At 54.6% G+C, this 25,943-nt stretch carries 25 protein-coding genes, 1 tRNA gene and 3 pseudogenes; 16 read left to right on the top strand and 13 right to left on the bottom strand.

Features of this window, described 5'->3' with window-relative positions:
- Positions 1-61: 61 nt before the first annotated feature.
- The 5 genes and pseudogenes from J3P79_RS01845 to J3P79_RS01825 all read left to right on the top strand — a co-directional run bounded on the left by J3P79_RS01845 (position 62) and on the right by J3P79_RS01825 (position 5,009).
- Entirely contained in the window at positions 62-469 is a 408-nt protein-coding gene (locus J3P79_RS01845) for a hypothetical protein (protein WP_434607697.1), read from the top strand.
- A 201-nt stretch (positions 470-670) separates the two neighbouring features.
- Positions 671-1,631: pseudogene (locus J3P79_RS01840) on the top strand (PDDEXK nuclease domain-containing protein).
- A 51-nt stretch (positions 1,632-1,682) separates the two neighbouring features.
- Positions 1,683-2,291, top strand: coding sequence for a biliverdin-producing heme oxygenase (locus J3P79_RS01835; RefSeq protein ID WP_434607695.1), 609 nt, complete (start codon positions 1,683-1,685; stop codon positions 2,289-2,291).
- The gene (locus J3P79_RS01830; RefSeq protein WP_434607692.1) at positions 2,288-4,522 is read left to right on the top strand and encodes an ATP-binding protein; all 2,235 of its coding nucleotides are present in this window, start codon (positions 2,288-2,290) and stop codon (positions 4,520-4,522) included. Before J3P79_RS01835 ends, J3P79_RS01830 begins: the two co-directional genes overlap by 4 nt.
- Positions 4,523-4,562: 40 nt before the next feature.
- Entirely contained in the window at positions 4,563-5,009 is a 447-nt protein-coding gene (locus J3P79_RS01825) for a hypothetical protein (RefSeq protein ID WP_434607690.1), read from the top strand.
- A gap of 9 nt (positions 5,010-5,018) precedes the next feature.
- Here the strand turns inward: J3P79_RS01825 and J3P79_RS01820 are convergent.
- Positions 5,019-5,231 (bottom strand): annotated as a pseudogene (locus J3P79_RS01820) (carboxypeptidase regulatory-like domain-containing protein); the annotation flags it as partial.
- A 336-nt stretch (positions 5,232-5,567) separates the two neighbouring features.
- Here J3P79_RS01820 and J3P79_RS01815 point away from each other — a divergent pair.
- The 7 genes from J3P79_RS01815 (at position 5,568) to J3P79_RS01785 (ending at position 11,771) form a co-directional block, all read left to right on the top strand.
- Positions 5,568-6,341, top strand: a complete 774-nt coding sequence (locus J3P79_RS01815) for an ABC transporter ATP-binding protein (RefSeq protein WP_434607689.1) — start codon at positions 5,568-5,570, stop codon at positions 6,339-6,341.
- Positions 6,342-6,354: 13 nt separating this feature from the next.
- Complete coding sequence (locus tag J3P79_RS01810) at positions 6,355-7,110, top strand: ABC transporter substrate-binding protein (RefSeq protein WP_434607687.1); 756 nt, start codon at positions 6,355-6,357, stop codon at positions 7,108-7,110.
- Positions 7,111-7,189: 79 nt separating this feature from the next.
- Entirely contained in the window at positions 7,190-7,885 is a 696-nt protein-coding gene (locus J3P79_RS01805) for an ABC transporter permease (protein ID WP_039592684.1), read from the top strand.
- Positions 7,882-8,571 carry an ABC transporter permease gene (locus J3P79_RS01800; RefSeq protein WP_434607685.1) on the top strand — a complete coding sequence of 230 codons (690 nt, stop codon included), beginning with the start codon at positions 7,882-7,884 and terminating at the stop codon, positions 8,569-8,571. Before J3P79_RS01805 ends, J3P79_RS01800 begins: the two co-directional genes overlap by 4 nt.
- Positions 8,552-9,784: a methyltransferase gene (locus J3P79_RS01795; RefSeq protein WP_434607683.1), complete on the top strand. Its 1,233-nt coding sequence runs from the start codon at positions 8,552-8,554 to the stop codon at positions 9,782-9,784. The genes J3P79_RS01800 and J3P79_RS01795 overlap by 20 nt, the downstream gene beginning before the upstream one ends.
- 419 nt (positions 9,785-10,203) lie before the next feature.
- Positions 10,204-10,279: transfer RNA gene (locus J3P79_RS01790), tRNA-Thr, on the top strand.
- 172 nt (positions 10,280-10,451) lie between these two features.
- Complete coding sequence (locus tag J3P79_RS01785; RefSeq protein WP_434607681.1) at positions 10,452-11,771, top strand: tyrosine-type recombinase/integrase; 1,320 nt, start codon at positions 10,452-10,454, stop codon at positions 11,769-11,771.
- A gap of 20 nt (positions 11,772-11,791) precedes the next feature.
- Here J3P79_RS01785 and J3P79_RS01780 read toward each other — a convergent pair whose 3' ends face one another.
- The gene (locus J3P79_RS01780; protein WP_434607679.1) at positions 11,792-12,139 is read right to left on the bottom strand and encodes a hypothetical protein; all 348 of its coding nucleotides are present in this window, start codon (positions 12,137-12,139) and stop codon (positions 11,792-11,794) included.
- Between the two features lie 1,109 nt (positions 12,140-13,248).
- Here J3P79_RS01780 and J3P79_RS01775 point away from each other — a divergent pair.
- The 3 genes from J3P79_RS01775 to J3P79_RS01765 are packed head-to-tail and all read left to right on the top strand — an operon-like array spanning position 13,249 to position 15,940.
- Positions 13,249-14,229: an integrase domain-containing protein gene (locus tag J3P79_RS01775; RefSeq protein ID WP_434607677.1), complete on the top strand. Its 981-nt coding sequence runs from the start codon at positions 13,249-13,251 to the stop codon at positions 14,227-14,229.
- Positions 14,226-14,537: a hypothetical protein gene (locus tag J3P79_RS01770; protein ID WP_434607674.1), complete on the top strand. Its 312-nt coding sequence runs from the start codon at positions 14,226-14,228 to the stop codon at positions 14,535-14,537. The genes J3P79_RS01775 and J3P79_RS01770 overlap by 4 nt, the downstream gene beginning before the upstream one ends.
- Before the next feature lie 53 nt (positions 14,538-14,590).
- Entirely contained in the window at positions 14,591-15,940 is a 1,350-nt protein-coding gene (locus J3P79_RS01765; protein ID WP_338479229.1) for a hypothetical protein, read from the top strand.
- Here J3P79_RS01765 and J3P79_RS01760 read toward each other — a convergent pair.
- The 8 genes and pseudogenes from J3P79_RS01760 to J3P79_RS01725 all read right to left on the bottom strand — a co-directional run bounded on the left by J3P79_RS01760 (position 15,937) and on the right by J3P79_RS01725 (position 23,322).
- Positions 15,937-16,551, bottom strand: a complete 615-nt coding sequence (locus J3P79_RS01760) for a GNAT family N-acetyltransferase (protein WP_434607673.1) — start codon at positions 16,549-16,551, stop codon at positions 15,937-15,939. The two genes, J3P79_RS01765 and J3P79_RS01760, sit on opposite strands and share 4 nt — an antisense overlap.
- Positions 16,548-16,955 (bottom strand): ASCH domain-containing protein, encoded by a 408-nt coding sequence (locus tag J3P79_RS01755; RefSeq protein ID WP_083205618.1) that lies wholly within the window; start codon positions 16,953-16,955, stop codon positions 16,548-16,550. The genes J3P79_RS01760 and J3P79_RS01755 overlap by 4 nt, the downstream gene beginning before the upstream one ends.
- On the bottom strand, positions 16,933-18,003 hold the full coding sequence (locus tag J3P79_RS01750) for an acetyltransferase (protein ID WP_065892672.1): 1,071 nt from the start codon (positions 18,001-18,003) through the stop codon (positions 16,933-16,935). The genes J3P79_RS01755 and J3P79_RS01750 overlap by 23 nt, the downstream gene beginning before the upstream one ends.
- A gap of 5 nt (positions 18,004-18,008) precedes the next feature.
- Complete coding sequence (locus J3P79_RS01745) at positions 18,009-18,530, bottom strand: ATP-binding protein (protein WP_065892671.1); 522 nt, start codon at positions 18,528-18,530, stop codon at positions 18,009-18,011.
- A gap of 497 nt (positions 18,531-19,027) precedes the next feature.
- Positions 19,028-19,270: pseudogene (locus J3P79_RS01740) on the bottom strand (BRCT domain-containing protein); the annotation flags it as partial.
- 631 nt (positions 19,271-19,901) lie between these two features.
- The gene (locus tag J3P79_RS01735; RefSeq protein WP_434607670.1) at positions 19,902-21,584 is read right to left on the bottom strand and encodes a hypothetical protein; all 1,683 of its coding nucleotides are present in this window, start codon (positions 21,582-21,584) and stop codon (positions 19,902-19,904) included.
- 650 nt (positions 21,585-22,234) lie between these two features.
- On the bottom strand, positions 22,235-22,912 hold the full coding sequence (locus J3P79_RS01730; protein WP_434607668.1) for an RES family NAD+ phosphorylase: 678 nt from the start codon (positions 22,910-22,912) through the stop codon (positions 22,235-22,237).
- Positions 22,912-23,322, bottom strand: coding sequence for an MbcA/ParS/Xre antitoxin family protein (locus tag J3P79_RS01725; protein WP_434607666.1), 411 nt, complete (start codon positions 23,320-23,322; stop codon positions 22,912-22,914). The genes J3P79_RS01730 and J3P79_RS01725 overlap by 1 nt, the downstream gene beginning before the upstream one ends.
- 327 nt (positions 23,323-23,649) lie before the next feature.
- Here J3P79_RS01725 and J3P79_RS01720 point away from each other — a divergent pair, with 327 nt between their 5' ends.
- Positions 23,650-24,573 (top strand): LysR family transcriptional regulator, encoded by a 924-nt coding sequence (locus tag J3P79_RS01720; protein WP_434607664.1) that lies wholly within the window; start codon positions 23,650-23,652, stop codon positions 24,571-24,573.
- On the opposite strand, the gene J3P79_RS01715 is transcribed toward J3P79_RS01720, so the two are convergent.
- The 3 genes from J3P79_RS01715 to J3P79_RS01705 are packed head-to-tail and all read right to left on the bottom strand — an operon-like array spanning position 24,490 to position 25,933.
- Complete coding sequence (locus J3P79_RS01715; protein WP_039592671.1) at positions 24,490-24,807, bottom strand: AzlD domain-containing protein; 318 nt, start codon at positions 24,805-24,807, stop codon at positions 24,490-24,492. The genes J3P79_RS01720 and J3P79_RS01715 overlap by 84 nt on opposite strands.
- The gene (locus J3P79_RS01710; protein WP_434607662.1) at positions 24,786-25,499 is read right to left on the bottom strand and encodes an AzlC family ABC transporter permease; all 714 of its coding nucleotides are present in this window, start codon (positions 25,497-25,499) and stop codon (positions 24,786-24,788) included. The genes J3P79_RS01715 and J3P79_RS01710 overlap by 22 nt, the downstream gene beginning before the upstream one ends.
- The gene (locus J3P79_RS01705) at positions 25,496-25,933 is read right to left on the bottom strand and encodes a GNAT family N-acetyltransferase (protein ID WP_434611315.1); all 438 of its coding nucleotides are present in this window, start codon (positions 25,931-25,933) and stop codon (positions 25,496-25,498) included. Before J3P79_RS01705 ends, J3P79_RS01710 begins: the two co-directional genes overlap by 4 nt.
- Positions 25,934-25,943 lie beyond the last annotated feature (10 nt).

Below are 25,943 nucleotides of genomic sequence, written 5' to 3'. Positions count from 1 at the left end.
GATTCGAAGCGTTCGCGTTGAAGCTGTAGGATAGATCGCCTTATTCATCAGGAATCCGACCATGTCATCGGCGAACAAACAGCAGAAACGCAACCAGCGCGCCAAGGCGAAAGCCAAGAAGAACCGCATTCAACGTGCTGCTGCGCCAAATGATTTCCTGGACCCGAATGACGAGCGCATCGACTTGGAAACCGTAGACTTGTCGGAGTTGTTCCAACTCATGAGCGCTGCCGAAAAAATCAGCCAGCGGGCCATGTGCACGGCCTTCCTGGCGCATCCATTGCTGGAGTTGGTGCTAGAACAGGAAGGTGAGGAAGAAGCCACCGACTTCATCATTACCGCCTTGATCGAGTACCGTCGCCTGACCACTGGCGTCGATGAGCAGACCGCACTGGACTGGGTGGAAAGCAAGCAGTTCCAAGCCGATTATGTGGCCGCCTCCCAGGCACTGGCCGAAGGCCAAGTCTGATTTCACGACAGGGCCCGAGGTAGATTACGCCCGGCGAGGATACCTCCTACAGGCCAGGTTCCAACTACATGGGACGGCGTCATACCCGTCCTGCGTGAACCCGCTATTTTTCCTCCCGCACAATCAGCTGCGTCCGGCATCCACCCAACTCCTTTTAGAGCATCCTTCTCGTCCGCCCCCTCTCAACGGCTGGACACTCCAATGACACCGACACCTCCCCTGGATGATCCACAGCTCGCTCCCCTGATCGACGAACTTGGCGAGCTGATCCGCCAGGCTCGCCAGAAAGTCCTGCGCGCGGTCGATACGCTTCAGGTGCAAACCTGCTGGCAGATCGGCCGGCACATCATCGAATTTGAACAAGGAGGAGCCGAACGAGCGGTCTACGGGGCAAGACTGTTGCCGTCTTTGGCGAAGGTGCTGACGGCGCGGTTTGGGAAAGGGTTTGATGAACGTAACCTGCGCCACATGCGGGACTTTTATCAAAAGTTTCCAATTTGGAACGCAGTGCGTACCGAATTGAGTTGGACTCATTACCGGACGCTCCTGCGGATAGAGCGCGACGGTACCCGCCAGTGGTACATGAACGAAACCGCCGCTCAAAACTGGTCGACCCGTGGTCCTGGAGTTCCTCGGATTGCCCAATGCCGGCATGCTGCAGGAGAGCGATCTGGAACAGGCCTTGATCGATCAGCTACAGGGCTTTCTGTTGGAACTCGGCAAAGGCTTCGCCTTCATTGCGCGTCAACAGCGCATCAGTACCGAGAGCAAGGACTTCTATCTCGACCTGGTCTTCTACAACTACGTGCTCAAGTGCTTTGTCATCGTCGACCTCAAGCGTGGCGAACTGAGCCCTCAGGATATCGGGCAGATGGATATGTACGTGCGCCTCTATGATGACCTCAAGCGCGGCCCGGACGACAAACCCACCGTTGGCATCATCCTTTGTGCCCAAAAGGACGAGTCGGTTGTGCGTTACTCGGTGCTACAGGGCAATGAACAGCTATTCGCCAGCCAGTACCAACGGGTGCTGCCCTCCGAAGAAGAACTGCGCAGGGCGCTGGATTGCGAACGGGCGCGACTTGAGGAGCGACAACCCGACCGTGCTACCGGAACAATAAAGCCAGCAATTGACGATCGCCCGCCCAATAAACCTGTGTAAGATTGATGCGCTTTTTTTCTGCAACGCTCCACTTGAAGAGCTTCATTCTGCATGTCTGCACCGTCCGCCCCTCCATCCTCCTTGATCCAGGCATTGCGGACTGAAACCGCTGAACTGCACGTTGCCCTGGAGAAACGCCTGCCGTTTTTCTCCGATCAACTGGATCTTGACCTGTACCGGCGCTTGATAGCGGCCTACCACGGTTTTTATCAGCCACTGGAACGTCGGCTCCAAGTTCTCGCGCTCGCACCGACCGGACTGGACCAGTCCTTGCGCATCAAGCTGCCGGTACTACGCATGGATCTCATGGCGCTGGGCCTGGACGAAACGGCGATTGACGCGCTGCCCGCCTGCCAGCGTTTGCCGCAGATTGATTCACCGGCCGCCGCCCTCGGTGTTTCCTATGTGCTCGAAGGGGCAACACTGGGTGGACAGATCCTGCGACGCAGGGTGGCCGAACAGTTGGGCCTCGATGCATCCAGCGGCGCCGCCTTCCTCGACGTCTATGGAGAACTCACCGGCCGGCGCTGGAAGGATTTTCTTCAGTATCTAGGCGATCGGAACCTTGGTGACGACCAGAAGCTCGAAGCCACACGCGCCTCCAAGGCGACATTTATCTGTTTTGAACGCTGGCTGGACAGTCAGGAGGTCCTGTTATGAAACCGGAAGACCAAGAAGCCTTCGAACAACTGCTGGCCAATTGCGCAGACGAACCGATTCGCTTCCCCGGGGCCATCCAGCCTCACGGCGTACTGTTGATGCTGTCCGAGCCCGATTTCTTGATCCGCCAGGTCAGCGCGAATGCGCAAGAATTGATCGGGCAGGATCCCCAAGGACTCCTTGGCCTGCCCCTGGATGCCCTGTTCGGGCAGGAACAGGCAGCGAACCTCTTGGAGGCTTTCCGCACCGACGCCGAAAGAGACAACGTTCCCCTCGACATCGCAGTGAACCAGCAGCGCTTCGACGCCCTGATCCACCGCCATCAGGGCGCCTTGATTGTCGAACTGGAACTGCACCTGACCGACTTCCGCCCCGAGGGAGTCAACGGCGAGGCCAACCTGGGCCGCATGTTGCAGCGCCTGCAAAGCGCCAAGTCCCTTCAGGCCCTGTACGAAATCAGCGTGCGCGAAATCCAGGCCATGACCGGCTACGACCGTGTGTTGATCTATCGTTTCGAGGAAGGTGGCCACGGACAAGTCATCGCCGAGGCCAGCGCACCTTCGATGGAGCTCTACAAGGGTTTGTTTTTCCCAGCGTCGGACATCCCGGAACAGGCCCGCGAGCTGTACCGCACCAATTGGTTGCGCATCATCCCCAACGCCGATTACACCCCGGTCCCACTGGTACCCGAGCTGCGCCCCGACACGCAGGCGCCGCTGGACCTGAGCTTCTCCACGCTGCGCAGCGTCTCGCCGATTCACCGCCAATACATGAAGAACATGGGCGTGCTGTCATCCATGAGCATCTCGCTAATGAAGGGCGAGCAATTATGGGGACTGATCAGCTGCGGCAATCGCCAGCCGCTGCATGTGCCACACGAAATGCGCATGGCCTGCCAGACCATCGGCCAGATCCTGTCGCTGCAGATCAGCGCGATGGAAGCCATTGAGCTGGCGGGACAACGGGACGCCAAGCTCGAAGGCCTGCAGGCGCTTGCCTGCGTCATGGCCGAATCCAGCGAAAACGTTTTCGACGGCCTATCCCACGCGCCCCAGTGCCTGATGGACCTCACCGGGGCCAATGGCGTTGCGATCATCGAGGACAACAAGCTGCATCGCCATGGGCAATGCCCTGAACCGGAGCAGATCCGAGAACTGCACAAATGGATAATGGAAACCGGCCAACCGGTCTTCTCCCACCATAACCTGGGCGGCATCTTCGCACCGGCCAAGGCTTATCAAGACGTCGCAAGCGGTGTGCTGGCGATTCACCTGCCCAAGCCGGTGGAAAACGGCGTCCTGTGGTTCCGTCCCGAGGTGAAGCAAACCATCAATTGGAGCGGTGACCCGCAAAAGCCCCTCGACCTGGAACAAAGCGAGACCGGTTTGCGCTTGCGTCCGCGGACATCGTTCGAAATCTGGAAAGTCGAGATGGACGGCATCAGTACCCGATGGAGCCATGGTGACCTGTTCGCCGCCAATGACCTGCGTCGCTCGGCCCTGGAAAACGACTTGGCGCGTCAGGTTCGCAAGGAGCGCCAGGCAGTGCAGGCCCGGGATGAGTTGGTCGCAGTGGTGTCCCATGACCTGCGCAACCCGATGACCGTCATATCTATGCTTTGCGGCATGATGCAAAAGTCCTTCAGCTCCGACGGGTCTCACAGCTCGAAGCGAATTTCCTCGGCCATCGACACCATGCAGCAAGCCGCCAGTCGCATGAATACGCTGCTGGAAGACCTGCTCGACACCTCGCGCATCGACGCCGGCCGCTACACCATCCACCCCAAGCCGATGGACGTCAGCCAGATCTTCGAAGACGCCTGCTCGCTGTTGACGCCGCTGGCCTCTGCCAAAGCCATCGACATCTCTTTCCATGCCGAACCCAATCTCAAGATCAACGCGGACCCGGAGCGGCTGTTCCAAGTGCTGTCCAACCTGATTGGCAACGCCATCAAATTCACACCACAGCAAGGCAGCGTAGGCATCAGCGCAATGTCGGTAGGCGATGAGATAGTGTTCAGCGTCCGCGACACGGGGGAAGGTATCGCACCAGAACAACTGCCCCATGTGTTTGACCGCTACTGGACCACCAAGGAGGGCAACCCGAACGGCACCGGCCTCGGGCTTTATATTTCCAAGGGGATTGTCCAGGCTCATGGCGGTAAACTGCAGGCCGAAAGCCAGCCAGGCAAAGGCAGCGAATTCCGCTTCACCGTGCCAAAAATCGATTGAACCGGGCACCGCCCCCTAACGAATTGGAAACCGAAGCCCAATGGCCTCACTGAACAAACAGCAGAAACGCGCCAAGCGCGCCAAAGACAAAGCCAAGCAAATCCGCATGACGGGACGCAAATCCATCCCGATGTACGGCGATCCGGCCCACGCCACTGCCCAGCCACCGGTCTACGTGCTGGAGCTGTTTGCCAAGCTGCGCGAAGCCGAGGCAGTCAGCCGCAGCCAAATGCTCGACACGCTGCTTGCGAACGTCAGCGAAATGATCGTCGAACGCCCGGGCCTGTTGGACTTGAAGAACGCCGAAAACGAGAGCATGGCCGCGACCAACCTGGCCGCCGACATGCTGGTCGACTACCGCATGTGGGCCGACGACATGGACCGTGAGACAGCACAGCGCTGGCTCAGCACGCCGGAGTTCATCAAGGAATTCAGCGAGGCGCTGGACCGATATCGTCAATCCATGGAAGAGCCAACCAGCGAGTAAGCTCCCCGGCTACTCGCTACTGTTCCAGTGGAACACCAGCTTACGCGCGGCTCCGCTGCCTACATTGGCGGTGTCGCGACGCTCCTCGCCGTTACGCGCCGCCACCACGCCGTACTTGCCCGGCGGTAGCTGTACATACACCAACGGGCCTGCATCACTGAGCGTCAGCAATGTTTGCCCCGATGCGTTCTGAACGGTCACGTGCACATCCGGGACGTATTTGCATGAGCCTCGCCGTTCAGATCAATTGGGCGTTGAGCCGAAAACGCCAATCGGAATAGACAACGCTCATCCGATTAACCCTTCCCACCCCCGCCCAAAGCTGGCACCATCGCGCCTTTTTTTAGCGACTCCCGGGCATTTTGCCGGTGTGCATGGTTAAAACAGCCGTTCGGTTGTTGATAGCGCGACAGTCTGCTGTGTCGATGCGACAACCTGATGCACATCATCGGCCTACCGTCCGAAGCGCTGTTGGCTGTCATTCGGACGCATGCTAGCTTGGCCGCCTCGCCAGGAAGGCTGCCAACAGCAAGGGAGCACATATCATGAGGACCGCACATGGCCCAGGCCACGCCCGCGCTTGAAATCCGCAACTTGCATAAACGCTACGGAAAGCTGGAGGTGCTCAAAGGCGTCTCGCTGACCGCTCGCGACGGTGACGTGATCTCGATCCTGGGTTCCTCCGGCTCCGGCAAGTCCACGTTTTTGCGCTGCATCAACCTGCTGGAAAATCCCAACCAGGGCCAGATCCTGGTGGCGGGCGAAGAACTCAAACTCAAGGCCGCGAAAAACGGTGAGTTGGTGGCCGCCGACGGCAAACAGATCAACCGCATGCGCAGCGAGATCGGTTTTGTATTTCAGAACTTTAATCTCTGGCCACACATGAGCGTGCTCGACAACATCATCGAAGCCCCGCGCCGGGTGCTGGGCCAGAGCAAAGCCGAAGCCATCGAAGTCGCCGAAGCCTTGCTGACCAAGGTCGGTATCGCCGACAAGCGCCACGCCTACCCGGCCGAACTGTCCGGCGGCCAGCAGCAACGCGCCGCCATCGCCCGCACACTGGCGATGCAGCCCAAAGTGATCCTGTTCGACGAGCCCACCTCCGCCCTTGACCCGGAAATGGTCCAGGAAGTACTCGGCGTGATCCGCGCCCTGGCCGAAGAGGGTCGCACCATGCTGCTGGTGACCCACGAAATGGGCTTCGCCCGCCAGGTATCGAGCGAAGTGGTGTTTCTTCATCAGGGCCTGGTCGAGGAGCAAGGATCGCCACAGCAGGTCTTTGAGAACCCGCTTTCGGCACGCTGCAAGCAATTCATGTCCAGCAACCGCTAACGGAGCAGTACCCATGCAGACTTACAAGAAGTTCCTCCTGGTCGCAGCGGCCAGCCTGATCTTTTCGGCAAACGCCATGGCGGCCGAAAAACTGAAGATGGGCATCGAAGCGGCTTATCCTCCGTTCAACAACAAGGATGCCAGCGGCCAGGTCGTGGGTTTCGATAAAGACATCGGCGACGCCCTGTGCGCCAAGATGAAAGTCGAGTGCGAAGTGGTCACCTCCGACTGGGACGGTATCATTCCAGCCCTGATGGCCAAGAAGTTCGACTTCCTGATTTCCTCGCTGTCGATCAACAGCGAACGCAAACAGGCCGTTGACTTCACCGACCCGTACTACTCCAACAAACTGCAATTCATCGCCCCGAAAAGCGTCGATTTCAAAGTCGATAAAGAGTCCCTCAAAGGCAAGGTCATCGGTGCACAGCGCTCCACTCTCGCCGGCACCTGGCTGGAAGACGAGTTGGGCGACGACGTAACCACCAAACTCTACGACACCCAAGAAAACGCCTACCTTGACCTGGTCTCCGGCCGCGTCGACGCGATCCTGGCGGACAAATACGTCAACTACGACTGGCTGAAAACCGACGCTGGCCGTGCTTACGAATTCAAGGGCGACCCGGTGGTTGAAGGCGACAAAATCGCCATTGCGGTGCGCAAGGGTAACGACGAGCTGCGCAACAAGCTGAACGCCGCGCTCAAGGAAATCATTGCGGACGGCACCTATAAAAAAATCAACGACAAGTACTTCCCGTTCAGCATCTATTGATACTGACGTGCCTGGCCGGCGCCCGCTCCTGCGCGGCGTCGGTCCTTAGCCAAGCCTGCCGCGATATGAACCAATACCCATGATGATCGACCTATACGGATTCGGCCCGGCGCTTGCCGCCGGCGCGCTGATGACGGTCAAGTTGGCCCTCTCGGCCCTTTGCCTGGGGCTCGTGCTCGGCCTGCTCGGCGCCCTTGCCAAGACCTCCCCGTACAAGCCGCTGCAATGGCTTGGCGGCACCTATTCGACACTGGTCCGCGGCATTCCGGAATTGCTCTGGGTGCTGCTGATCTACTTCGGCACCGTCAACCTGATGCGTGCCTTGGGTGAATATTTCGGCAATCCCGACCTTGCCCTCAACGCCTTCGCCGCCGGCGTTATCGCCCTCGGCCTGTGCTTTGGCGCCTACGCTACGGAAGTGTTTCGCGGTGCGATCCTGGCGATACCCAAGGGGCACCGTGAAGCCGGCGTTGCGCTGGGGTTGTCGAAATGGCGAATCTTTACCCGGTTGATCCTTCCGCAAATGTGGCGCATCGCCCTGCCTGGCCTGGGCAACCTGTTCATGATCCTCATGAAGGATACCGCGCTGGTTTCGGTGATCGGCCTGGAAGAAATCATGCGTCACGCGCAAATCGGCGTGACCATCTCCAAGCAACCGTTCACGTTCTATATGGTCGCCGCGCTTATGTACCTGGGGCTGACGGTGCTCGCCATGCTCGGCATGCACCTGCTGGAAAAACGCGCCGCCCGCGGCTTTGCCAGGAGCACCCAATGAACTGGGACGTCATCATCAAGTGGCTGCCGAAGCTGGCCCAGGGCGCCACATTGACCTTGGAGCTGGTGGCTATCGCCGTGATCGCCGGGCTGGTGCTGGCGATTCCGCTGGGCATCGCCCGCTCATCGCGCCTGTGGCAGGTGCGGGCATTGCCCTACGCCTACATCTTCTTTTTCCGCGGCACGCCGCTGCTGGTCCAGTTGTTCCTTGTCTATTACGGCCTGGCACAATTCGATGCCGTGCGCAGCAGCGCGTTGTGGCCGTATTTGCGGGACCCGTTCTGGTGCGCCACGGCCACCATGACCCTGCACACCGCCGCCTACATCGCCGAGATCCTGCGCGGCGCGATCCAGGCCATCCCAAAGGGCGAGATCGAAGCCGCACGGGCCCTGGGTATGTCGCGGCCCAAGGCGCTGTTCTACATCATGCTACCCCGCGCCGCGCGCATCGGCCTGCCGGCCTACAGCAACGAAGTGATCCTGATGCTCAAGGCCAGCGCCCTGGCGAGTACCGTGACCTTGCTGGAACTCACCGGCATGGCCCGCACCATCATCGCCAGGACCTACATGCCAGTGGAGATTTTCTTCGCGGCCGGCATGTTCTATCTGCTGATGTCCTTCGTTCTGGTGCAAGGCTTCAAGCAGCTGGAACGCTGGTTGCGCGTTGATGCCTGCCAAGGACGCTGACGGTCGCGTCCTGACGGGCGAGGCATTGCTCGCCCGTTTCACGGCACTGGACGTTTTTCTCACAGCGCATCAGGCATTGTGGAAACCGCGTCCGTTCACCCATCTGCAGATGCCTTGGGAAACGTCCCACCCGGAACTGGCCCGATGGCTACGAGAGCGTTCGCTGGAAGCTGCGGAAAACGACCATCACCAGCCATGGTTGATGGAGGATGCGCCAGCGCCATTCCCAGAACTGGCGGCTCTCTCCCATGCATTGAGCGCTGTCGCGCAATTGCCCGCCAACTCGCTCGAAACAGCCAGCCATCGCCTCAACGTCGACGTACCCGGGCGCAAATGGCAGCAAATCGAAGCCTTCGCCAGCCGCTTGCACTTCACCACCCAACCGACCCATTGGCTCGATTGGTGCGCCGGCAAAGGCCATCTCGGTCGACGCTTGCTGCACGATGAGCAGCAACTGACCTGCCTGGAATACGATCCTGCCTTGGTCGCCAGCGGCCAATTGCTGAGTCAACGCCACCACCTGCCCGCCACGCACCTGCAACAAGACGTACTGGCGGCGGACGCGACCCAGGCGCTGCACCCGGAACACACCCCCGTGGCGCTGCACGCCTGCGGCGACTTGCACGTGCGCCTGATGCACCTGGCCAGCGCGGCTGGCTGTGCACAACTGGCGATCGCGCCGTGCTGCTATAACCGAATCAGCACCTCGGAATATCAGCCGCTATCCGACGCCGCAAAAGGCTCTGTCCTACAACTGTCGCTCGAAGATCTCAGCCTACCGCTAACCGAAACCGTCACCGCTGGCGCTCGGGTAAGAAAACAACGGGACCAATCCATGGCCTGGCGCCTGGGCTTCGACCTGCTGCAACGGCAACTCAGAGGGTGCAACGACTACCTGCCCACCCCCTCCTTGCCCAGCGCCTGGCTGAAAAAATCCTTCATCCAATACTGCACCGATCTGGCGGCTATGAAAGACTTATCCACAGTCGGCGCACCTGATTGGGCAGCCCTGGAAGCCGCAGGCCAGCAGCGTCTGGCCGAGGTGCGAAATCTGGAACTGGTGCGAGGCCTTTTCCGACGGCCGTTGGAGCTTTGGCTGGTGCTGGACCGGGCACTTTTCCTCAGCCAAAAAGGCTACAACGTCCGTCTTGGTACCTTCTGCGAAACCCCGCTGACTCCGCGCAATCTGCTATTGCTGGCAGAACGTCACTGAAGCGAAACAGTCTGTGGATAACTCTGTTGATGAAATAAACCTGGATCCAAGAAAACCGCGATTTCTGGGTCGAAACTTAGCTGGTCATTTTTTGTTCACATGGATAAAAAACCATGAAAACAGCAGCTTGCGAGCAAACCGGGAAGTTGTCACAAAAGCGAAAGATATCACTCGCAACGTCCTATCGATTGTGCATAAGCGGCTGAGCAAACCAGCATAAAGGTTGGGCCTGGCGGCATTTTTCGCCCCAACCAACAAGCGCTTTGGCTTGCCCCGCATGAGTCAAGCAACCGCACGTTGCCAAGCCCTTCACGCCCCGCCCAACGGCGCCTCATCCACCGGAACTGCTGCCCGTCTAAAAATAGTCAGAATTCAGGGGTTTACAGAACCTTCCCAGTCGCTATAATCGTCGCCCACACGCCGGTATAGCTCAGTTGGTAGAGCAACTGACTTGTAATCAGTAGGTCCCGGGTTCGACTCCTGGTGCCGGCACCATACAAGGTTCCATAGAAAGCTTTCAAAATCTCTGGAACCCCCGAAAAACCCGCCTTCTGGCGGGTTTTTTCGTTTTAGCGTTCCATCGGTTTCCGTCAGAAACTGGTGGATTCCAACCGTTTTAAGGGTAGAGTTTGGGATACAGGTCACTTCGATAAAAGGGAGTACCCTTATGTCGCGCACCACAGCTCCGCTCTCCGACGCAGCTTGCCGCTTGGCAAAACCTACAGACCGCGCCTACAAGCTTTTCGACGGCGATGGCCTCTACCTCCTAGTCCAACCCAATGGCCGCAAAGGCTGGCGGTTCCGTTACATCAAACCCGACGGACGGGAAGGACTGACCTCGTTCGGCAACTACCCCGTCATTGGCCTCGCCGATGCGCGCCGCAAGCGCTTGGAGGTCAAGCGAATGCTGGCGGATGGCATTGATCCCATAGAGACCAAGCACCAAGCCAAGGCGGAAGCCGTAATCAAAGGCAGAACCTTTGAAAGCGTTGCGCTCGACTGGCATACGGAAATGTCGGCTAAGTGGGCACCAGGCCACTCCAAGACTGTGATGAGCCGCCTCAAAACCCACGTGTTCCCGCTGATCGGCGCTCGCGCCATTGTCGACCTCGACACCCATGACCTCATGCAGCCCTTGGAAGCGATCAAGAAGCGCGGAACGATCGACGTTGCTTTAAGGGTACAAAACTACCTGCAGAGCATCATGCGCGAGGCAAAGCGCCTCCGGCTTATCACCATAAACCCTGCTTACGATCTCGAAGGCTCGATCAAAGCCCCGCGGGTGGTACATCGCCCCGCTCTACCCTTATCGCGACTGCCGGAACTGCAGGAGCGGATCGACACCTATAAAGGCCGAGCACTTACCCGTCTGACGGTGATGCTGTCGCTGCATGTGTTTGTACGATCCAGCGAGCTGCGTTTCGCACGCTGGAGCGAGTTCGACCTCAAGCGCGGCACCTGGGAGATACCGGACACTCGACCCGCGTTGGAGGGAGTACCCTTTTCCACAAGGGGTACGAAGATGGCAGGAGATATCCATTTAGTACCCTTATCGCCGCAAGCAGTGGCGCTACTCGAAAAAATCCATGCACTCACAGGCAAATTCGCATTGGTCTTCGCAGGTGATGCCAAACCCTGGAAACCCATGTCCGAAAATACCGTGAACAACGCGCTACGGACGATGGGATACGACACAAAAACCGATATCTGCGGGCATGGGTTTCGTTCAATGGCCTGCAGCGCACTGATCGAGTCAGGATTATGGTCAGAGACAGCCATTGAACGGCAAATGAGCCACAAGGAGCGCAACAACGTCCGCGCCGCCTATATTCACAAGGCTGAGTTCATAGAGGAGCGTAGGCTGATAATGAACTGGTGGAGCCGGTACCTGGAAGCCAACCGTGAAGAGCATGTCACTCCGCATGAGTTCGCTAATCAGATTGGGGCGAATGTTACCCGGATGAAGGTGAAGCGGATCAATGATTGAATCCGCCACCCAGGTCACTGCTATGGGAGGATGCCTAAAACCTCAGGCGTCAAGATCTGAAGCCCAATCCCAGACAACAGACTTGTGCCCAACACGAGGAGAGCTACTTTCAACACCAAACGAATACCACCGCCGAATCCTTTATGACGCAACAAATAACTGGCAACAATCTTCCTGTAACCATCGCCGTGGCTAAACGCATAGATGATCGCTAACGCGAAGACAAACCATGCAGCGCGCTCGGGATGAGGCATTGTGATTATCGTCAACGCCAAACCGACACAAACAAAACCAATGCTATTAACCTTCTTGAAATAGCTCTTGGCGATGGCTTCATCTTCATCGTCCAGAAAGAAATTCGGTCTCATTGATATGCTCCTTTTGAGATCACAGTGCCGATCACCATGTCATCCAGTCACAGATTAAGAACTCTCTCTGACCGTTTCCACCCAAAGCAGGCGCATTACCCCCGCAAATTGACAGGAGCATGTCACTCCACACGAATTCGCAAATCAGACCGGAGCGAACGTCACTCGCCTAAAAGCAAAACGTGGCGCAACTGAGTAAGCGCTCGGTCTTCATATCTCAGCGATCCGCTTGTCCACGCGGGTCCATCCAAGCAGGGCTGCAAAGCCGCCCTGCTTGGATGGACCTCACTTAAAAAATTTAAAGCCCACGCAACTGTCTGTGGAAAACCACTGATTTCCACCGGTGGATAATTTCATCCACAGCCGCAGAATTCCCGAAAAATCGAGCCTTGACCCAAATTATCCACAGGCGTAGAAAGGATCGGGCAAGCGCTGTCGTTGACAGCAACCCAGGTAGCCAGAACCTTTAAGGCTACGCCACACCGTGGTGGTTCTCCCAAAGTGCGATTAGCGTCCGGCGGCTCGCACGGTCACTGCGATGTGATGGATGCCTACTTTTATCAGTGCGCCCACTGCGGCAACTCATTCCCTTTCATAGCTGCCCTGCAGCAACCTATCCGCTTGGCCATTTCCTTGTGCCAACCTGCGCCCGTCTCTTTCTTCCGGAAAGAGACGGGCGCTCCTACCGTTGCTGCAGCCCAACTCGTACAAGGCTTTGCGGCATTCCCCCTCGTGACAATCGGCGTGACAAACACCGAAGTCACCAGCAACAGCGATGCAGATGATGGTGCCGCAGCCCAAGGAATGGACTGCACCTGACTGACAGTCAGGCATGCCCCGGTCATCGCTTCGCTGCCTTCACCCGATTCAGGATCTCGCGGCATTGGTCTCGTCAGCCAGTGCAGCCTCCACCCGCCCACTTCTTCGGAAGTGTCCAGGAGGCCAGATCATGAGATGCCCAAGCTCCCGGCCGTAAGGAGCCGTCAGTCCCGCGTTAGTGGACAACCCTCACAGGTCGCAGGGGCCTTGATCCCTGATAACACTCAACATTCTTGGCGGGATGACGTGGGGAAAGTTTTAAACGTTTTGGCTTCGAGAGGAGTTCGATCATGGCATTGGTCGGTAGACGGGATGGGCGCAATTTTGGCTATGGACGGCAACTGAGTTATGCGGGGCCGCAAGCGCTGAAAGATCTGTTTGGCGGTGGGCATTACGGGACGGTCAAAGCGCACAGTGATCGCTGGAAGGCGTTTGTTCGGTGGTGTCGGTCGGAGGATGGCCCGGGGTTTAACGATGCGCGGCAGATTGATCGGCAGACCTTGCTGGATTACGCCGAGCATCTGCGTCAGCAAGTTAAACAGGGCGAGCTCGCCATCGCCACAGCGCAAAACCGGTTGTCCAACGTGAACCGGACCCTGGCAGCGCTTCGCGGTGATCAGTATGTGAAAGTACCGAGTCCGAGCACGGCGCTAGGAACGCGGCGCACCTGTGTTCGTCGTTCGGTGCCGCAAGGCCAAGACCGCGAACATGTGAAGAGGGTCGTAGAGGTGCTTTGCGCATACCAGCAGCCGCGCGCCGCGGCCATCGCTCAATTAGCGCGAGCCACCGGCATGCGCTTACGTGAGGCCATTTTGGCCGACCTTCCGCGCTTAAAACGTGAGGCCGAACAACTCGGCAAGATAAACATCCAGGATGGCACCAAAGGTGGACGCTCAGGTGCATCGGCACCTCGCTGGATTACGGTAGATAATCAAGTTCGTGATGCGCTGAGGTTTGCCATACAGGTCTCGCCCGACGGTAGCCACAACCTGCTTGCACCGAACGAAAGCTTCCTCGATTTCCAACAGCGAATCGTCCGCCCCGCCCGGGACATCCTCCATACGCTCAACCTCAAAGGTTTCCACGAATTGCGGGCGGCCTATGCGTGCGAACGCTACGAGCACATTACTAACCATCTCGCGCCCATTAACGGTGGCAATGGTTATCAGCTCGACCGACAACTCGATCAGGAGGCCCGAGCACAGATCAGCTATGAGCTGGGGCACGGTCGTATCGACGTGGTATCCGCTTATATTGGTGGGCGAACATGAAAAAAGCATTTGATATGCCTCTTTTTCTGTTGGGAATTTTGTCCGGCTCAGCGACCACTCGTCAGCGCCACATTCGCCAAGCAAGGACCATCCAAGCAGCGATTTGGAACCGCTGGGGTAGGGACAACCCTTGGACCTGGCAAGAAAAACATCTGAAGTGGTTCTTCAAAGAGAAAATCGAGAAAAAAGAACCGACGCGCTACTACTATCTTTTGACAGCTGCACTAATCGCAAAGCGAATGAACAAAAAATGGCGATTTTCACTAACGTCGAAATCTATCAGCGGACCTAGCATGATGGCCGATTGACATAGCATCGGTTGCTCTACAAACTGACGCAGCAGCTGGATAAGGAGCGCCTAATGCGATACCCATTCTCGGGAATAATTGTACGTTACCGAAAGCCCCAACAAGGAGTCTGTCAGTTTCCCGACGGAGAGATTCCTCGCATTCAGCAATCCGGTGCCAACAGCCCAAGCAACGATGCCTCTGGTACTGCTGAATCAGCAACAACTGACCAGGCAGAAATAACACTCTGTTCCGTGTGTTCTGAGGAACTAGCAGAAAAAGCCAACGTCGAGGAAAAACCGCTTCACGAAAGGCGACTAAGGGATGAACTACATATCAACATTTGGGAAGTTGGGAAGAAACCCGCTGGCCCATTTATGGATATTGGGGTCATGATTTCTGACCGTCAGAACACCGGATTTATCCAAGTAGACTTACCATGGGAGGTTAGCAAAAAAGATATAAGTGATCTTGGCGCAAAATTAAATGGGGAGAAAAGCGTAGCCGCCATCTTCAACGAAGTAGTGCACTATGATGGATTCGCCGAAGGAAATTTTGCAAACATTAGCTTTAGAAAAGATGGCAAAGATGAAAAGCCATTTTCACTGCTCAGGCTCAACTCCGAGCTTTTTAAAATTGAATACGTAAACCTAAGCAATGGAACTACTTCATCTCGCCTGTTAGTCGAGATCCCGCGCCCTCACCCGAGCACACTAAGTTCAGACAGAAGAATCTCAGCATATGTTAGATTCAGAATAAGGAATATACCTAAAGAAGTATACACGAGTACTTTTGCTCAGAAGGACCGCACCCTTATAAGCTCAAGAACTGTAATGCGAATAGTAGATTTTAGAATCAATGTTCGACGAGGCGTGCCGGAGGAACTCTTAAGCGGTAGCGAGACCGTCGACTTCCCCCAATTTGAAAGAATACATTGTTTTTTAACGACAGACCGAAGTGAGGACTGTTCATCCCAAGGAAAAACATATAATGGCTACCGTTCGCTAATGGACGAAGATGTTTGGAATGAATACATCAGACTGGACCATAGAGAACGGATATCAGAGGAAAATAGCGTAAGTAACTATTTAGGCCACCAATGGACAGCTAGTAATGATCGTGGCGTTAAAGACCTAATCGTATTAGGTCGTTTTTCAAAAAACAAATCCGGCTTGCTTTTGATGATGCGATTTGTGTTACTCGGCATACTATTTGGCGCAACGGGTAACGGATTATGGGAATACTTCCCAACATGCATGAGTGACTATTCGAGCGCCGATTGCGTAACGTCCGCATCTAAAATGGCAGCGTTTGTTATAATAGGTGTATTATTAATGCTTATAGAACCAGCCATAGATATGGCTAAGAAATTAGCATCCCGCCTCCACAGAAAGATTAAATCCCTACTGCCATATAGAAGTTAGCCATGAGTTGACTTACGGAATTTAGGAAGCTGAAATCCGGTGGATGGCTTAAGAAGAGAGAAGCTTGAATCACTTTCTATTAGACCATTAAAACTTAGTTCGGCTTTGAAAGGCCGATAATAATCAGGATAAATCTTAGCGAACTCAAAACCATAGTACTGAAAAATTTTACGAAACACGACCAACTGCTCTTCAGCAATAGACAATAGCGGAGAGTCATTATTGAGCACTTCAAATGAACGCTCAAAAAGCTTCAACCCAACGCCTGTACCTTGATAGGGAGGTAAAACTCTCAAACAACACAATTTCTGTTCAGACTCATCATCCTTCACTATCGCCAACCCCGATAGATCACCGCGACGATATTCTAAAAGAATGCTTCGCTCGCCGGACATCAATCCCGGGAGGACTTTTTTGTTAAGCCACTCATCAAAACCTGGATAATAGCCAGACAACTCAGAGAGATGATCAAATATCCTCGGCAACAAATTCTGAAATGCATCAGGATTTGAGCCAAGATACTTTCTATCAATTAACCGCGGAAGTTCGGGATATCCGATCACTCCACTACCCTCCGAAAAAGGCCTATCTCTGAGTATTTCGATATTCATGACAATTCTAAAGCCACTTGACGTTCAGGTGAACCAATGTAGCAAAACGACTGCGGAGGCGCCTTAGGCCCACCTAACTCTTTCAAATCAAACGGCCTTTCATACGTTATAACTCGCCCCACCGCGATAGCTACGGCACTATTCCTTCCTTCGTAATAAGCATCAAAAAACTTCTTATTTACCCCGGCGTATGCTTTTGTCTTTTCCCAAATCCGGCTCGGAGAGTCTTGATAAATCCGAGTCACCTCAAACTCACCCACAATCTTCCCTACCGGCCTGGTGGCATAAATTACTACTGTATGAACGGCCGGATTCGAAAAACCGACCTTCCTAAATTCGAAGCGCTTTTCACCGCTAAGAATTTTAGAAGCATACTCGGGCTTAATTGACAATAAGACCTTCATTAACGCCCCCAAAATCTGCTATCCAACGCACATGGTCTTCTGACAGACCAATTAAATCCCACCGAGTCCGCGTACTAATTCCGCACTCATCAATGAGCCTACCTCTAATTATGCGCCTCGTCAGCGCCGCATTATAGGTGAATTTTATTATATAGTATTTTCCTTTATTAGTAAAATAGTCTTTTAGTTGTTCCTTAGTAAATACGCTATACGGTTTGGTGTACTTCACGAATTCAGATTCAGTGGCAAAACTCTTTATTTGCCTTACCTCCTCGACCACTACAATTGAAGAGGCAACCGAACGAAACCTAGCGTGTCCGGGGCGATCCGTTGTTCGATAAATAACAATAATATCCCCGGCACGCATCTGTTTTGCACGTGCAATGCCTGATATATATATTTTGTGTATACTGTTAGTATGTGAAACATCTTCCAAGATATCGTAACTTTCATTCTTAAGTATCGACTCCGGCAAAAATGACGAGTGATACTCAGGATAAATAGCTAGTAGAAAATGCTTACGCCCGCGCAGGTCAAACCTAGGAAAATCCTTCACTGGGTCACCTACTAATGAGGTGAGATCTTTAACAAAGACATCCTCTATACCATCGACTGTCTCTTTGGTTCCATATCGTAGAAACCCATAACGTAGAAAAAGCTCGACTAAGGATTCATGCTTCGCAAAAACCGTTACGTATATATAATCAACTTTTTGATCAATGGCATTATCAAAAACTTTTTTTATAAACCTTTCACCCAGCCTCGTTCCATGGGCGTTGATTTTTAGGGTTCCTACTTTCAGTCGTCTACCTACAGGCAAAGGGGGAACAATACCTTCAGAGTCGTCCTCAATCTTCAAGTACAAAAAACCATCAAGTCTTTTTTTAGGACCCCTAAAGGTATATGCATTATCACCTGCATCGACCTTTCTCGAGTACCAATCAGTAAATCCTGAGTAGTCTTGTTTTAGGGAATCGAAAAACTCCTCTGCCAGCACATCGCTGGAAAACGCACCATAACTCAGACTTTTAACAAAACTACTGGCCATCTACGCTATTCCATAAGTCCATGTACAAAACGCCCAGCCAGTACAATGTCGTCATTCGTGGCAGAGCAAATAGGTATATTAAGTTTTTTGGCTACATTTTCGGCCCACTGCGCTTCAGCATCAGCCAACTGCTTTAAAACTTCTGCCGACCAGATTTTCCCATCTCTAGTTTCAAGCCGTTGAACGGCCACCTCAATTGGGACATCTAAATAGATTACCCCGATAGGCGCTATTGCCCTAAAAACGTCCAAGTCAACACGGTATACGTCTTGCGACTCATCTAACAGCGCGAAATGGCCATCTAAAATTAAGTTTTTAGAGTCCCGATTTCTATCTATCCAAGCAATTAGAGCTCTTTGATTTCGTGCCAAGTTAGAAGTACGCTTGGTCATATCCAATTGAAGATCGATGATTTCTTCTTTTATTATTTCACTAACGGTTCGATGACTCAGCCCCGTGCGTTTCGCTAGCTCGCGGCAAAACGTCGTTTTACCCGATCCGTGAATACCGCCAACAAAAATAACCAATTAGGTCACTCCCGTAGAGTCTGCTTTCCTAGCTACGTCCACAGTACTAATTCGCCATCACCATGTCTAGAGCACAAAACCCAGATACAAACATTCTGGCTGCCATAAGCTGCATCTGACAGTCAAAATCGCGACGATGATGAAACCAGATCCCAGCTCATAAAGCTCATTGAACCGGCGCTCTTGAACCAGACGGAAATTTTGCAGAATAGGCTCTCTCTGGAGATGCCTTTTTAAAGATAAGGTAAGAGGTAGAGTTTAATATATCGAAATTAAATCCTTTTAATATCAATTTATTACGTTTTTATTCGACTCCTGGTGCCGCACCATACAAAACGAAGCCCTCGCAGAAATGCGGGGGCTTTGTTGTTTCTGGGGTGCTCAATTTTTCTCCGCCCCCCTGAAAAACCTATGGGGGCGAGCTTGCTCGCGATGAGGCCATCAACCCCACCGACATTCTTTTCACCAAGGCAACGGGCAGCCTTTCCTAGACCAGCTCAACCAAACAACATCTTCTGCCAGTGATCCTCACCCACAATGGCAATCGAAGCACCCGCTTCCCGCAGCTCCACTGCCTTCATTATCTTCGTTCCATAGGTACTCTGGCGCCACTGCTCATTACCCACGCTGCCGACCACCAGATAATGCACCTTCTTACTCACCCCGCCCCCAATCAAACCGCCACGCTCCTCGACCAATGCCTGACAATCTTTGCGCGGCCCGTAGGCCATGACGCCTGTGAGTTCTGCGCGCAATTTCCGGGACATTATCTGAAAATAAATCCGTCCCCTTTTCCTCTAAAGGCCGAGCACGATCTCAGCCTAGCTAGCTTGATCTCGACGGTATCGCCCCGAAAGATGACTGACTGAAAGCCTGTACAGTAGGGCTAAAGGACGTGAGGGCGACGCCGCGTGAGACGCACCGTCGTTGATCGATCTTGCGATGCGCCGGAGATCTGGTCTTGTCTGAGTCGTCACTTGCAGCCATACCTTCCAAACTCAGGCCGCGATTTCAAACGGCGTTGCGTTTTCGCGCTTTCAATTAGATTGGTGGACCAGGGTACAGAATGAGGTAGTGAATCCACCCGCTAAGGCTCAACCCCAGAATTTACTGACTGCATTTGGGTGTTCGATCCCTCGCGTTTCTCTGGGACAGTTAACTGCCAAGGCGGCGCTCGCTGTATCGCTACCGCTTGATCCATATGGGCTTCAGGAACAACTCGGTCACAACCGATGATGAGAAAACGGGTACGACGGGGTCAACCAGGCAGGTTGAGACAGAAGAAAACCCTGCAGTCAAAAACTGCAGAGTGAGGTGGCTTTTAACCTTGACTTGAGGCCGGCTAATGGGCGCCCCCTGCCCCTGTACGAATTATTTCCTGGAATTTGTTGGTTTTGGATTGACCAGTACAATGATGTCGCCCAGAGGGAAGAAGAACGACTCCGGCTCCACCTGCATGATCGCCTGTTCCACCGACTCGTGAAGGAGTGTAACGAACTCTAGGGCTGACGCTCGGGAGTTATGTGTACGTTGACGCAGGAAGTTCCCCCAGTCACACCAAACTGCTCGTGTGTCGTGATCTTCAGCAGCAGTGAAATGAGCATAGTAACGACCCAAAACAACAAGATGGATGGAAAGGTCTCCATCAGACTTGATCGAAAGACGCTCTTTAACCCCATTGATGCCAACAGCCGCTATCCAGTCCAATACTTCCACGACCCATCTGTTGCTGTCACGGACTAGGCTACTTGCGTTATTCCGCCGTAACTTGTCATCATTCATGAATGGCTGCTGCCATTTGAGCTGGAAGAGGATGACACTGCTGCAATCAGCATCATACGCAACGAAATCAATATCTGTGACCACCTTGCCATCTCGTTTTATATTGACGCCATCCGTGCATCTCCAACGAGGAGAGGGGAACTGCTCCCTAAGCTGAGAGACCCATCGAGACTCGCGCCGATTTGCCGCCTCAAACCATTCTTTTTCGTACCGTCTGCGCAACTCTGTCCAAAGAAACGAGAATGGGTTGAGCTCCAGACCATACATTGGGAGCACTACGAAATCTTGACTTGTCCTAACGACAGGTGCGAGCGTCGGCATGCCACGTTTTAGATGCTCCTTGGAGTTTCCCGGACTCAATGTTAGATGATCGAGAATGTCAGATACATCTTCTCGCGTTGTTTGAAGAAAATTGGCCACTCCCTCGACAAGATCTTCACGAAGTACACCGCCGGTCATTAGGTTCCTTATGCCGATCCTTGGATCATCTGCATTCAAAAGTCCGGCATAACATAACCTTTGCTGCGACATCGCAGATAATGCTTCCAAGACCGCTATGTACGCTGAATATGGGCGGCCGCCAAATTGATCACTATCATCCAACATATCCCTAAATGAGATTCTTCGCAGATACAGGACCGCCCACTCCCTGAAGTAGTCATCGACGCCGTTGAACGGTAGCTCTTCACGAGATGTGTTGCTGCGTAGATACTTAATTAAACGAGGGAGTATCTCCACATGGCGGAGCTCTAAGGCCTCTTCCTTCTGACGATCTTCTGCAACTGTCATATCGCTGAGCCAGTTCAGCCCCTCGGACCCGATCTGCTCGCGATAGGCAGTCGTATCATTGATCGACAGCACGAGTAGCGTCATTCCTCTCAATTTGCGCTGGTCGATCTCAGCCTTAAGAGCACCCGAGCGCAACAAGTTCAGCTGCTTCTCGGCCATAGTGAGGTAGCCCATTCGCAACAGGAACTCGTCTGTTTGTTCGGCCGTCCTCGGGTTAGAGGCGAAAAGCATGGGCACATCGGTTTTCAGTTCGGTAGGTAAAATTCGTTGCAAGGCGGCATTAATCGCATGCTTGCGAACGTTTTCCATCTGTCGCTCTGAATCATCCAATCGCTGCAACTCAGGGATTAGTTCGCGACAGAACGCGAAGTCAATAGCGCGAAGTGTCTCAAATGTCAGAGCTTCTGAAGGTTTTTCATAACCACTTAACAGATACCGTTCATCTTCGATTGTTTTTTGGAGGAGATCTAATGGATTTTTCATGATGTTCTGCGTGGATGAAAGCCGAAATTTATGTCATTTTGGTTTAAGCAGAACATCCGCAGGTTGTTAGACGCCCCAAAGACAGACTCCGCCGATGAAAAATAAATTGAATGTTCGCACCTTAAATCATTTTCCATTCATCCTAGCACTACAGTTGCTGTCTCCGTAAAACGCAGACAAATCCAAAATGCCCGTTTTTGGCGAATACTGCTTATTATCCAAGAAGGTAATAGTTGGCAACGTTCGAACTCAAGAGGTTTGCCATACCGCATACTGCTCTGGATGGTCTGTGCAGGTCCGCGTTGATGCCCTACAGATTCCGGGTTCGATTCCACTGAACACCATAACTAGCTGATTTATTTATAGTTACTGGTCGGGGTACGCTAAATTTTCCACCGACGTCCAGACCCGCAGAAAACCTAGCCTCCCCGAAACATACCGTTCGTCTGGTGCCGCACCATACAAAACGAAGCCCTCGCAGAAATGCGGGGGCTTTGTTGTTTCTGGCGTGCTCACTTTTCCTCCGCCCCCCTGAAAACCTGTGGGAGCGAGCTTGCTCGCGATGAGGCCATCAAACCCACCGCTAATCTTTCGGCCGGGGCAACTGACAGGCTTTCCTTGACCAGCTCAACCAAACCCAATCAAACCACTCAAACCTGACTCACCTCGAACACAAACGAAATCTCCCGCTTCTGGGCGCTCCAGACATAACGAATATGCTTACCCTGCACCGGAATCGACACCGCCGGAGGCCGGAACGCGGCGACGCATTCGTGGCCCGGCAGGCGCACGCTGTTATACAGCAGCCCCCAGGACAAGGTTTCCCGCAGTTCCCGGGCAAATACCTGGGACGGGCCATACGCCGTGGGGTCAGGATTGTGCAGGTGCGGATAATCGTGGCGGATGTCGTGCAGGGGTTTGACGACCTGATTGACATAAGTGCGCATGGTCAATTCCAGATCCGGTTCGTTGGTAGCCCCCAGGAACCGAGCCTGGTGATAGCACGTCTCGGCAATGGCCGCTTCCTGGCTGCTGGCAGCGTAATAGACCCCGAAGGTGCCATCGCTGAAACGACTGCTTTTGCCGATGTGGGTAAAGGCCGCCATCACCGGTGAGGAGCCAGGACCGGAGACGCGATCTTCCGGACGAACCCTGGTCAGCACGCCGGCTTCTTCCATGAGCCGGTCGTTGGTCAACGCTTCCAGGGCATAGGCGGTGGCCAGGTCTTCTGGGTCGAGGACATCTTCAAACAGCGTGATCGGCGGGAAGCTGCTGTTGACGATCCGATAGGCCCGTTTCCATTGCGGGTCCGCCAGGGGCGGCGTCATCAACCGCGCACTCCGTCGAGGTATCGCCGCACATCGGCAATATCCACCACCCGCCCGGCCAGCATGTATGAAAGCGCTGACTGGCCATTGAAAGGCGCGGCGGCGTTGGGGCTGCTGACCCATTGATACGCACGGTCACGGCTATTGCTGAAGATGATGCTCAACGCTTTATGAATACCCATGAGGTATGAAATGCGTTCGAGGGTGTCACGCGGCAACCGTACGTTGTCGGGCAACTGCTTGTACTTGTAAAAGGTCGTGTTCCCAACTTTGCCCAACAACGTGCGCTGCTGCTCGACACTGCAGCCCCACAACTCCATGAGATTGAAGAAGAACTTCAACGCGACTCGACCCGCATCCGGGGAGTCCAATTGTTGCTGTGTACTGAGGGTGATTGAGGAAGTCGCCATGAGGTTCAGGCTCCTTTGCTAAGGATTGATGCCTAAAGAATAGTACAGATACGGATAGAAATTAATATTTAATTCAATAACGAACAATCTCGACCTTCATGCAGCCTGATTTGCCTCAGCGGTGTGCCTTCAGAATTGAATCGGCCTACACGCCGCCCCAGCAAAAAATCAAAATCGCGCATAAGCTCCAGTCATCGCCTGCTGGAGCTTTTCGCCACAAAATCGCGACAAGCGTGGCAAGGTGCTTGATGATAGCCAGCATCGCACCGCCAGACCCGGCCGAGTGCACAATAATAGCGAGCCCACTAAAGCAGAGGGCGTTACCTCATGGATAGCAGAACCTTACGTAATCTCATGCGCATCATGCAGACCGGCTCGTTGTCGGCCGCGGCGGAACAGTCGTGCCTTACGGTGCAGGCGCTGGCAGCGCAATTGAACAAGGTTGAGGAACAGTTCGGGTTTCGGTTGTTCCGGCGCTCGAACAAAGGCCTGACATTGACGAGCCAAGGCTCTGAATTGACGCCTTTCATGGATCAGGTTCTGGTGGCCACTCGGCAACTGGAAGAAAAGGTCTCGGCGCTCAAGGCACCCCGGCAACGAAGCCTTAAAGTGGCGCTCAATACGACGCTGCCGACAGATTTCAATCGACGCATGATCGATCGCCTGATCGCGGTGTTTCCCCAGTACCAGCTTGAGTTCAGCTACGCCGAGTCGATGGAGAACCTGAGCAAGCTGAAGAACGAGCATTTCGACCTGGCGATCCTCATCGGGCAACAAAGCGGCTTCACCAGTATCCCGATGCCAGACGTGCAAGTGCAGGTAGTCGGTGCCCATTGCGGTAACCAGGATGACTCCCTTGGCTTGCTCGTCGACAAGTTCCAGGTCCGCCCAGCTGAAGAATGCCCGTATTCCCACAGCTTCCTGCGTTTTCTCGACGCGGGTCTTGGCGAATACGGACCCAGCCAGCGGATGGTGTACTCCTGCAGCGAAACGCTGACGTTGTCGCTGATCACCCAGCTCGACGGCCTGGGACTGGTGTCCAGGGACGCGGCGATGCGCAACGGCCTGGCGATCTTCCCGGACTTCGAGGATTTCCTGGAAGTTCGCCTGGCGGTGAACAATCCCGAGCTCAGCGACCAGGCGCTGCACGATGTGGTGGATATGACGCTACAGGAACGAACCGAGCGCGATATACGACGCCGTGCCCACCGCCACACTGAGAAACAGGTTGCGGCTGAAATACGCACATAGCAGTGTCGGAATCGCTGCGTAGAACTCCGGGCGGTCGATCTGTATCTGTTGGTCCTTGATCAACAACGGCGTCAGGCTGATGGCGGCGACAATCGCTACCGGCAGGTATTCCAGCGCGCGGGCGACGAAGGGCGGCCAGTTTTCCGTATTCACCTGCAGCGGCAAGGCCCGAGGCAGGAAGGTCACGGCCATCATCAACACAACGACGAGGATCAGGAACGTTTGGTCAGGCATACGCCCACCCCGCAGCCAACGAACGTGGCGATGAACACATTGAACGGCGAACTGACCATCAGGCTGAGCACGCCCATGCAGGCGACCGCCGCCAAGGCCGCGATCAGTTTATTGCGCGTATTGCACAGTGAAACCAGCACGTAGAGCATCATGGCCGTCAGGGCGTAATCAAGCTGATACTTGATCAGGTGCGCTGCGTATTGCGCGCAGACGGCCCCCAACAAGCCGCCGAGTACCCACGACGCATGGCAAAACAGGTTGAAGCCAATCAAGTAGCGCACGCTAACCGGCGCCCCGCTGCCCAACTTGACGCTGTGAAAGGCAAACGACTCGTCAGTGAGCCCCGCCGCGTAACACCAACGCTCGAAACGACTGAGTCCCAACGCCCGTAATGCCTTGGCCATATAGACGGACATGAGCATGTGGCGCGCATTGATCAGGAACGTGGTGAGCACGATCGTGGTCAACGACGCACCGCTGGAAATCAGTGCCAGCGCGGCAAATTGCGAGGCGCCTGCATAGACGAACAGGCACATCGCAACCGGTAGCCACAAGGGCAGCCCGGCATTCACCGCCATCAGACCGAACACAAACGAAACCGTGAAATAACCCGCTACTACCGGACTGGCTTCAGCAAAGGTTCGCGAGGCTTGTGGTTCGACTGCCAGCGGCTGGCTGGAAGTCTTGTTCATAAATCCCTCTCGAAAGTGATTTCACCCCGGGGCTCGCAGAACCCCTGGGCAGCCCAGAAGCGCTTGCCAGCCAGGTTGCTATCGTCGACGAACAAAAACATGCGCAGTACGCCCACGCGTTTCATGTCCGCCGATGCCGCTTCGACCAAGCGCTGGCCCAGGCCTTGGGTGCGATGCCTGGGGCTGACGGCCAGGTGATTGATCGTCCCTCGAGTGCCCAGCATGCCGCCAATGACCGCGCCGACGACTTCCCCCATGGCATCGAATGCCATGTAGGCCGTGGTGGTTTCCTGCAACAACACGCCGCGCAAGAATCGCGCATCCTGCCATTCGCAGAACGAGACCTCGGCAAAACCGCGGAAAAACTGCTCCAGCCGCTCGGCATCCCTGACCATGGCTCGGCGCAACAGGACCTGTTGCACCGGATCGTCCATGGGTTCGAGC

Origin of the sequence: Pseudomonas sp. R1-7 (assembly GCF_051132105.1) — a bacterium.
Lineage (GTDB): Bacteria > Pseudomonadota > Gammaproteobacteria > Pseudomonadales > Pseudomonadaceae > Aquipseudomonas.
The sequence above is the reverse complement of the archived record's forward strand: the minus strand, read 5'-3'. Positions and strand labels throughout refer to the sequence as shown.

Coding starts and splice junctions, on each gene's coding strand:
- J3P79_RS01705 (WP_434611315.1), bottom strand. CDS start 25,933: ATGGACGATCCGGTGCAACAGGTCCTGTTGCGCCGAGCCATGGTCAGG.
- J3P79_RS01750 (WP_065892672.1), bottom strand. CDS start 18,003: ATGGCCAGTAGTTTTGTTAAAAGTCTGAGTTATGGTGCGTTTTCCAGC.
- J3P79_RS01845 (WP_434607697.1), top strand. CDS start 62: ATGTCATCGGCGAACAAACAGCAGAAACGCAACCAGCGCGCCAAGGCG.
- J3P79_RS01830 (WP_434607692.1), top strand. CDS start 2,288: ATGAAACCGGAAGACCAAGAAGCCTTCGAACAACTGCTGGCCAATTGC.
- J3P79_RS01725 (WP_434607666.1), bottom strand. CDS start 23,322: ATGGCGACTTCCTCAATCACCCTCAGTACACAGCAACAATTGGACTCC.
- J3P79_RS01795 (WP_434607683.1), top strand. CDS start 8,552: ATGCCTGCCAAGGACGCTGACGGTCGCGTCCTGACGGGCGAGGCATTG.
- J3P79_RS01715 (WP_039592671.1), bottom strand. CDS start 24,807: ATGCCTGACCAAACGTTCCTGATCCTCGTCGTTGTGTTGATGATGGCC.
- J3P79_RS01785 (WP_434607681.1), top strand. CDS start 10,452: ATGTCGCGCACCACAGCTCCGCTCTCCGACGCAGCTTGCCGCTTGGCA.
- J3P79_RS01765 (WP_338479229.1), top strand. CDS start 14,591: ATGCGATACCCATTCTCGGGAATAATTGTACGTTACCGAAAGCCCCAA.
- J3P79_RS01825 (WP_434607690.1), top strand. CDS start 4,563: ATGGCCTCACTGAACAAACAGCAGAAACGCGCCAAGCGCGCCAAAGAC.
- J3P79_RS01720 (WP_434607664.1), top strand. CDS start 23,650: ATGGATAGCAGAACCTTACGTAATCTCATGCGCATCATGCAGACCGGC.
- J3P79_RS01755 (WP_083205618.1), bottom strand. CDS start 16,955: ATGAAGGTCTTATTGTCAATTAAGCCCGAGTATGCTTCTAAAATTCTT.
- J3P79_RS01710 (WP_434607662.1), bottom strand. CDS start 25,499: ATGAACAAGACTTCCAGCCAGCCGCTGGCAGTCGAACCACAAGCCTCG.
- J3P79_RS01770 (WP_434607674.1), top strand. CDS start 14,226: ATGAAAAAAGCATTTGATATGCCTCTTTTTCTGTTGGGAATTTTGTCC.
- J3P79_RS01800 (WP_434607685.1), top strand. CDS start 7,882: ATGAACTGGGACGTCATCATCAAGTGGCTGCCGAAGCTGGCCCAGGGC.
- J3P79_RS01780 (WP_434607679.1), bottom strand. CDS start 12,139: ATGAGACCGAATTTCTTTCTGGACGATGAAGATGAAGCCATCGCCAAG.
- J3P79_RS01835 (WP_434607695.1), top strand. CDS start 1,683: ATGTCTGCACCGTCCGCCCCTCCATCCTCCTTGATCCAGGCATTGCGG.
- J3P79_RS01760 (WP_434607673.1), bottom strand. CDS start 16,551: ATGAATATCGAAATACTCAGAGATAGGCCTTTTTCGGAGGGTAGTGGA.
- J3P79_RS01805 (WP_039592684.1), top strand. CDS start 7,190: ATGATGATCGACCTATACGGATTCGGCCCGGCGCTTGCCGCCGGCGCG.
- J3P79_RS01810 (WP_434607687.1), top strand. CDS start 6,355: ATGCAGACTTACAAGAAGTTCCTCCTGGTCGCAGCGGCCAGCCTGATC.
- J3P79_RS01815 (WP_434607689.1), top strand. CDS start 5,568: ATGGCCCAGGCCACGCCCGCGCTTGAAATCCGCAACTTGCATAAACGC.
- J3P79_RS01730 (WP_434607668.1), bottom strand. CDS start 22,912: ATGACGCCGCCCCTGGCGGACCCGCAATGGAAACGGGCCTATCGGATC.
- J3P79_RS01775 (WP_434607677.1), top strand. CDS start 13,249: ATGGCATTGGTCGGTAGACGGGATGGGCGCAATTTTGGCTATGGACGG.
- J3P79_RS01735 (WP_434607670.1), bottom strand. CDS start 21,584: ATGAAAAATCCATTAGATCTCCTCCAAAAAACAATCGAAGATGAACGG.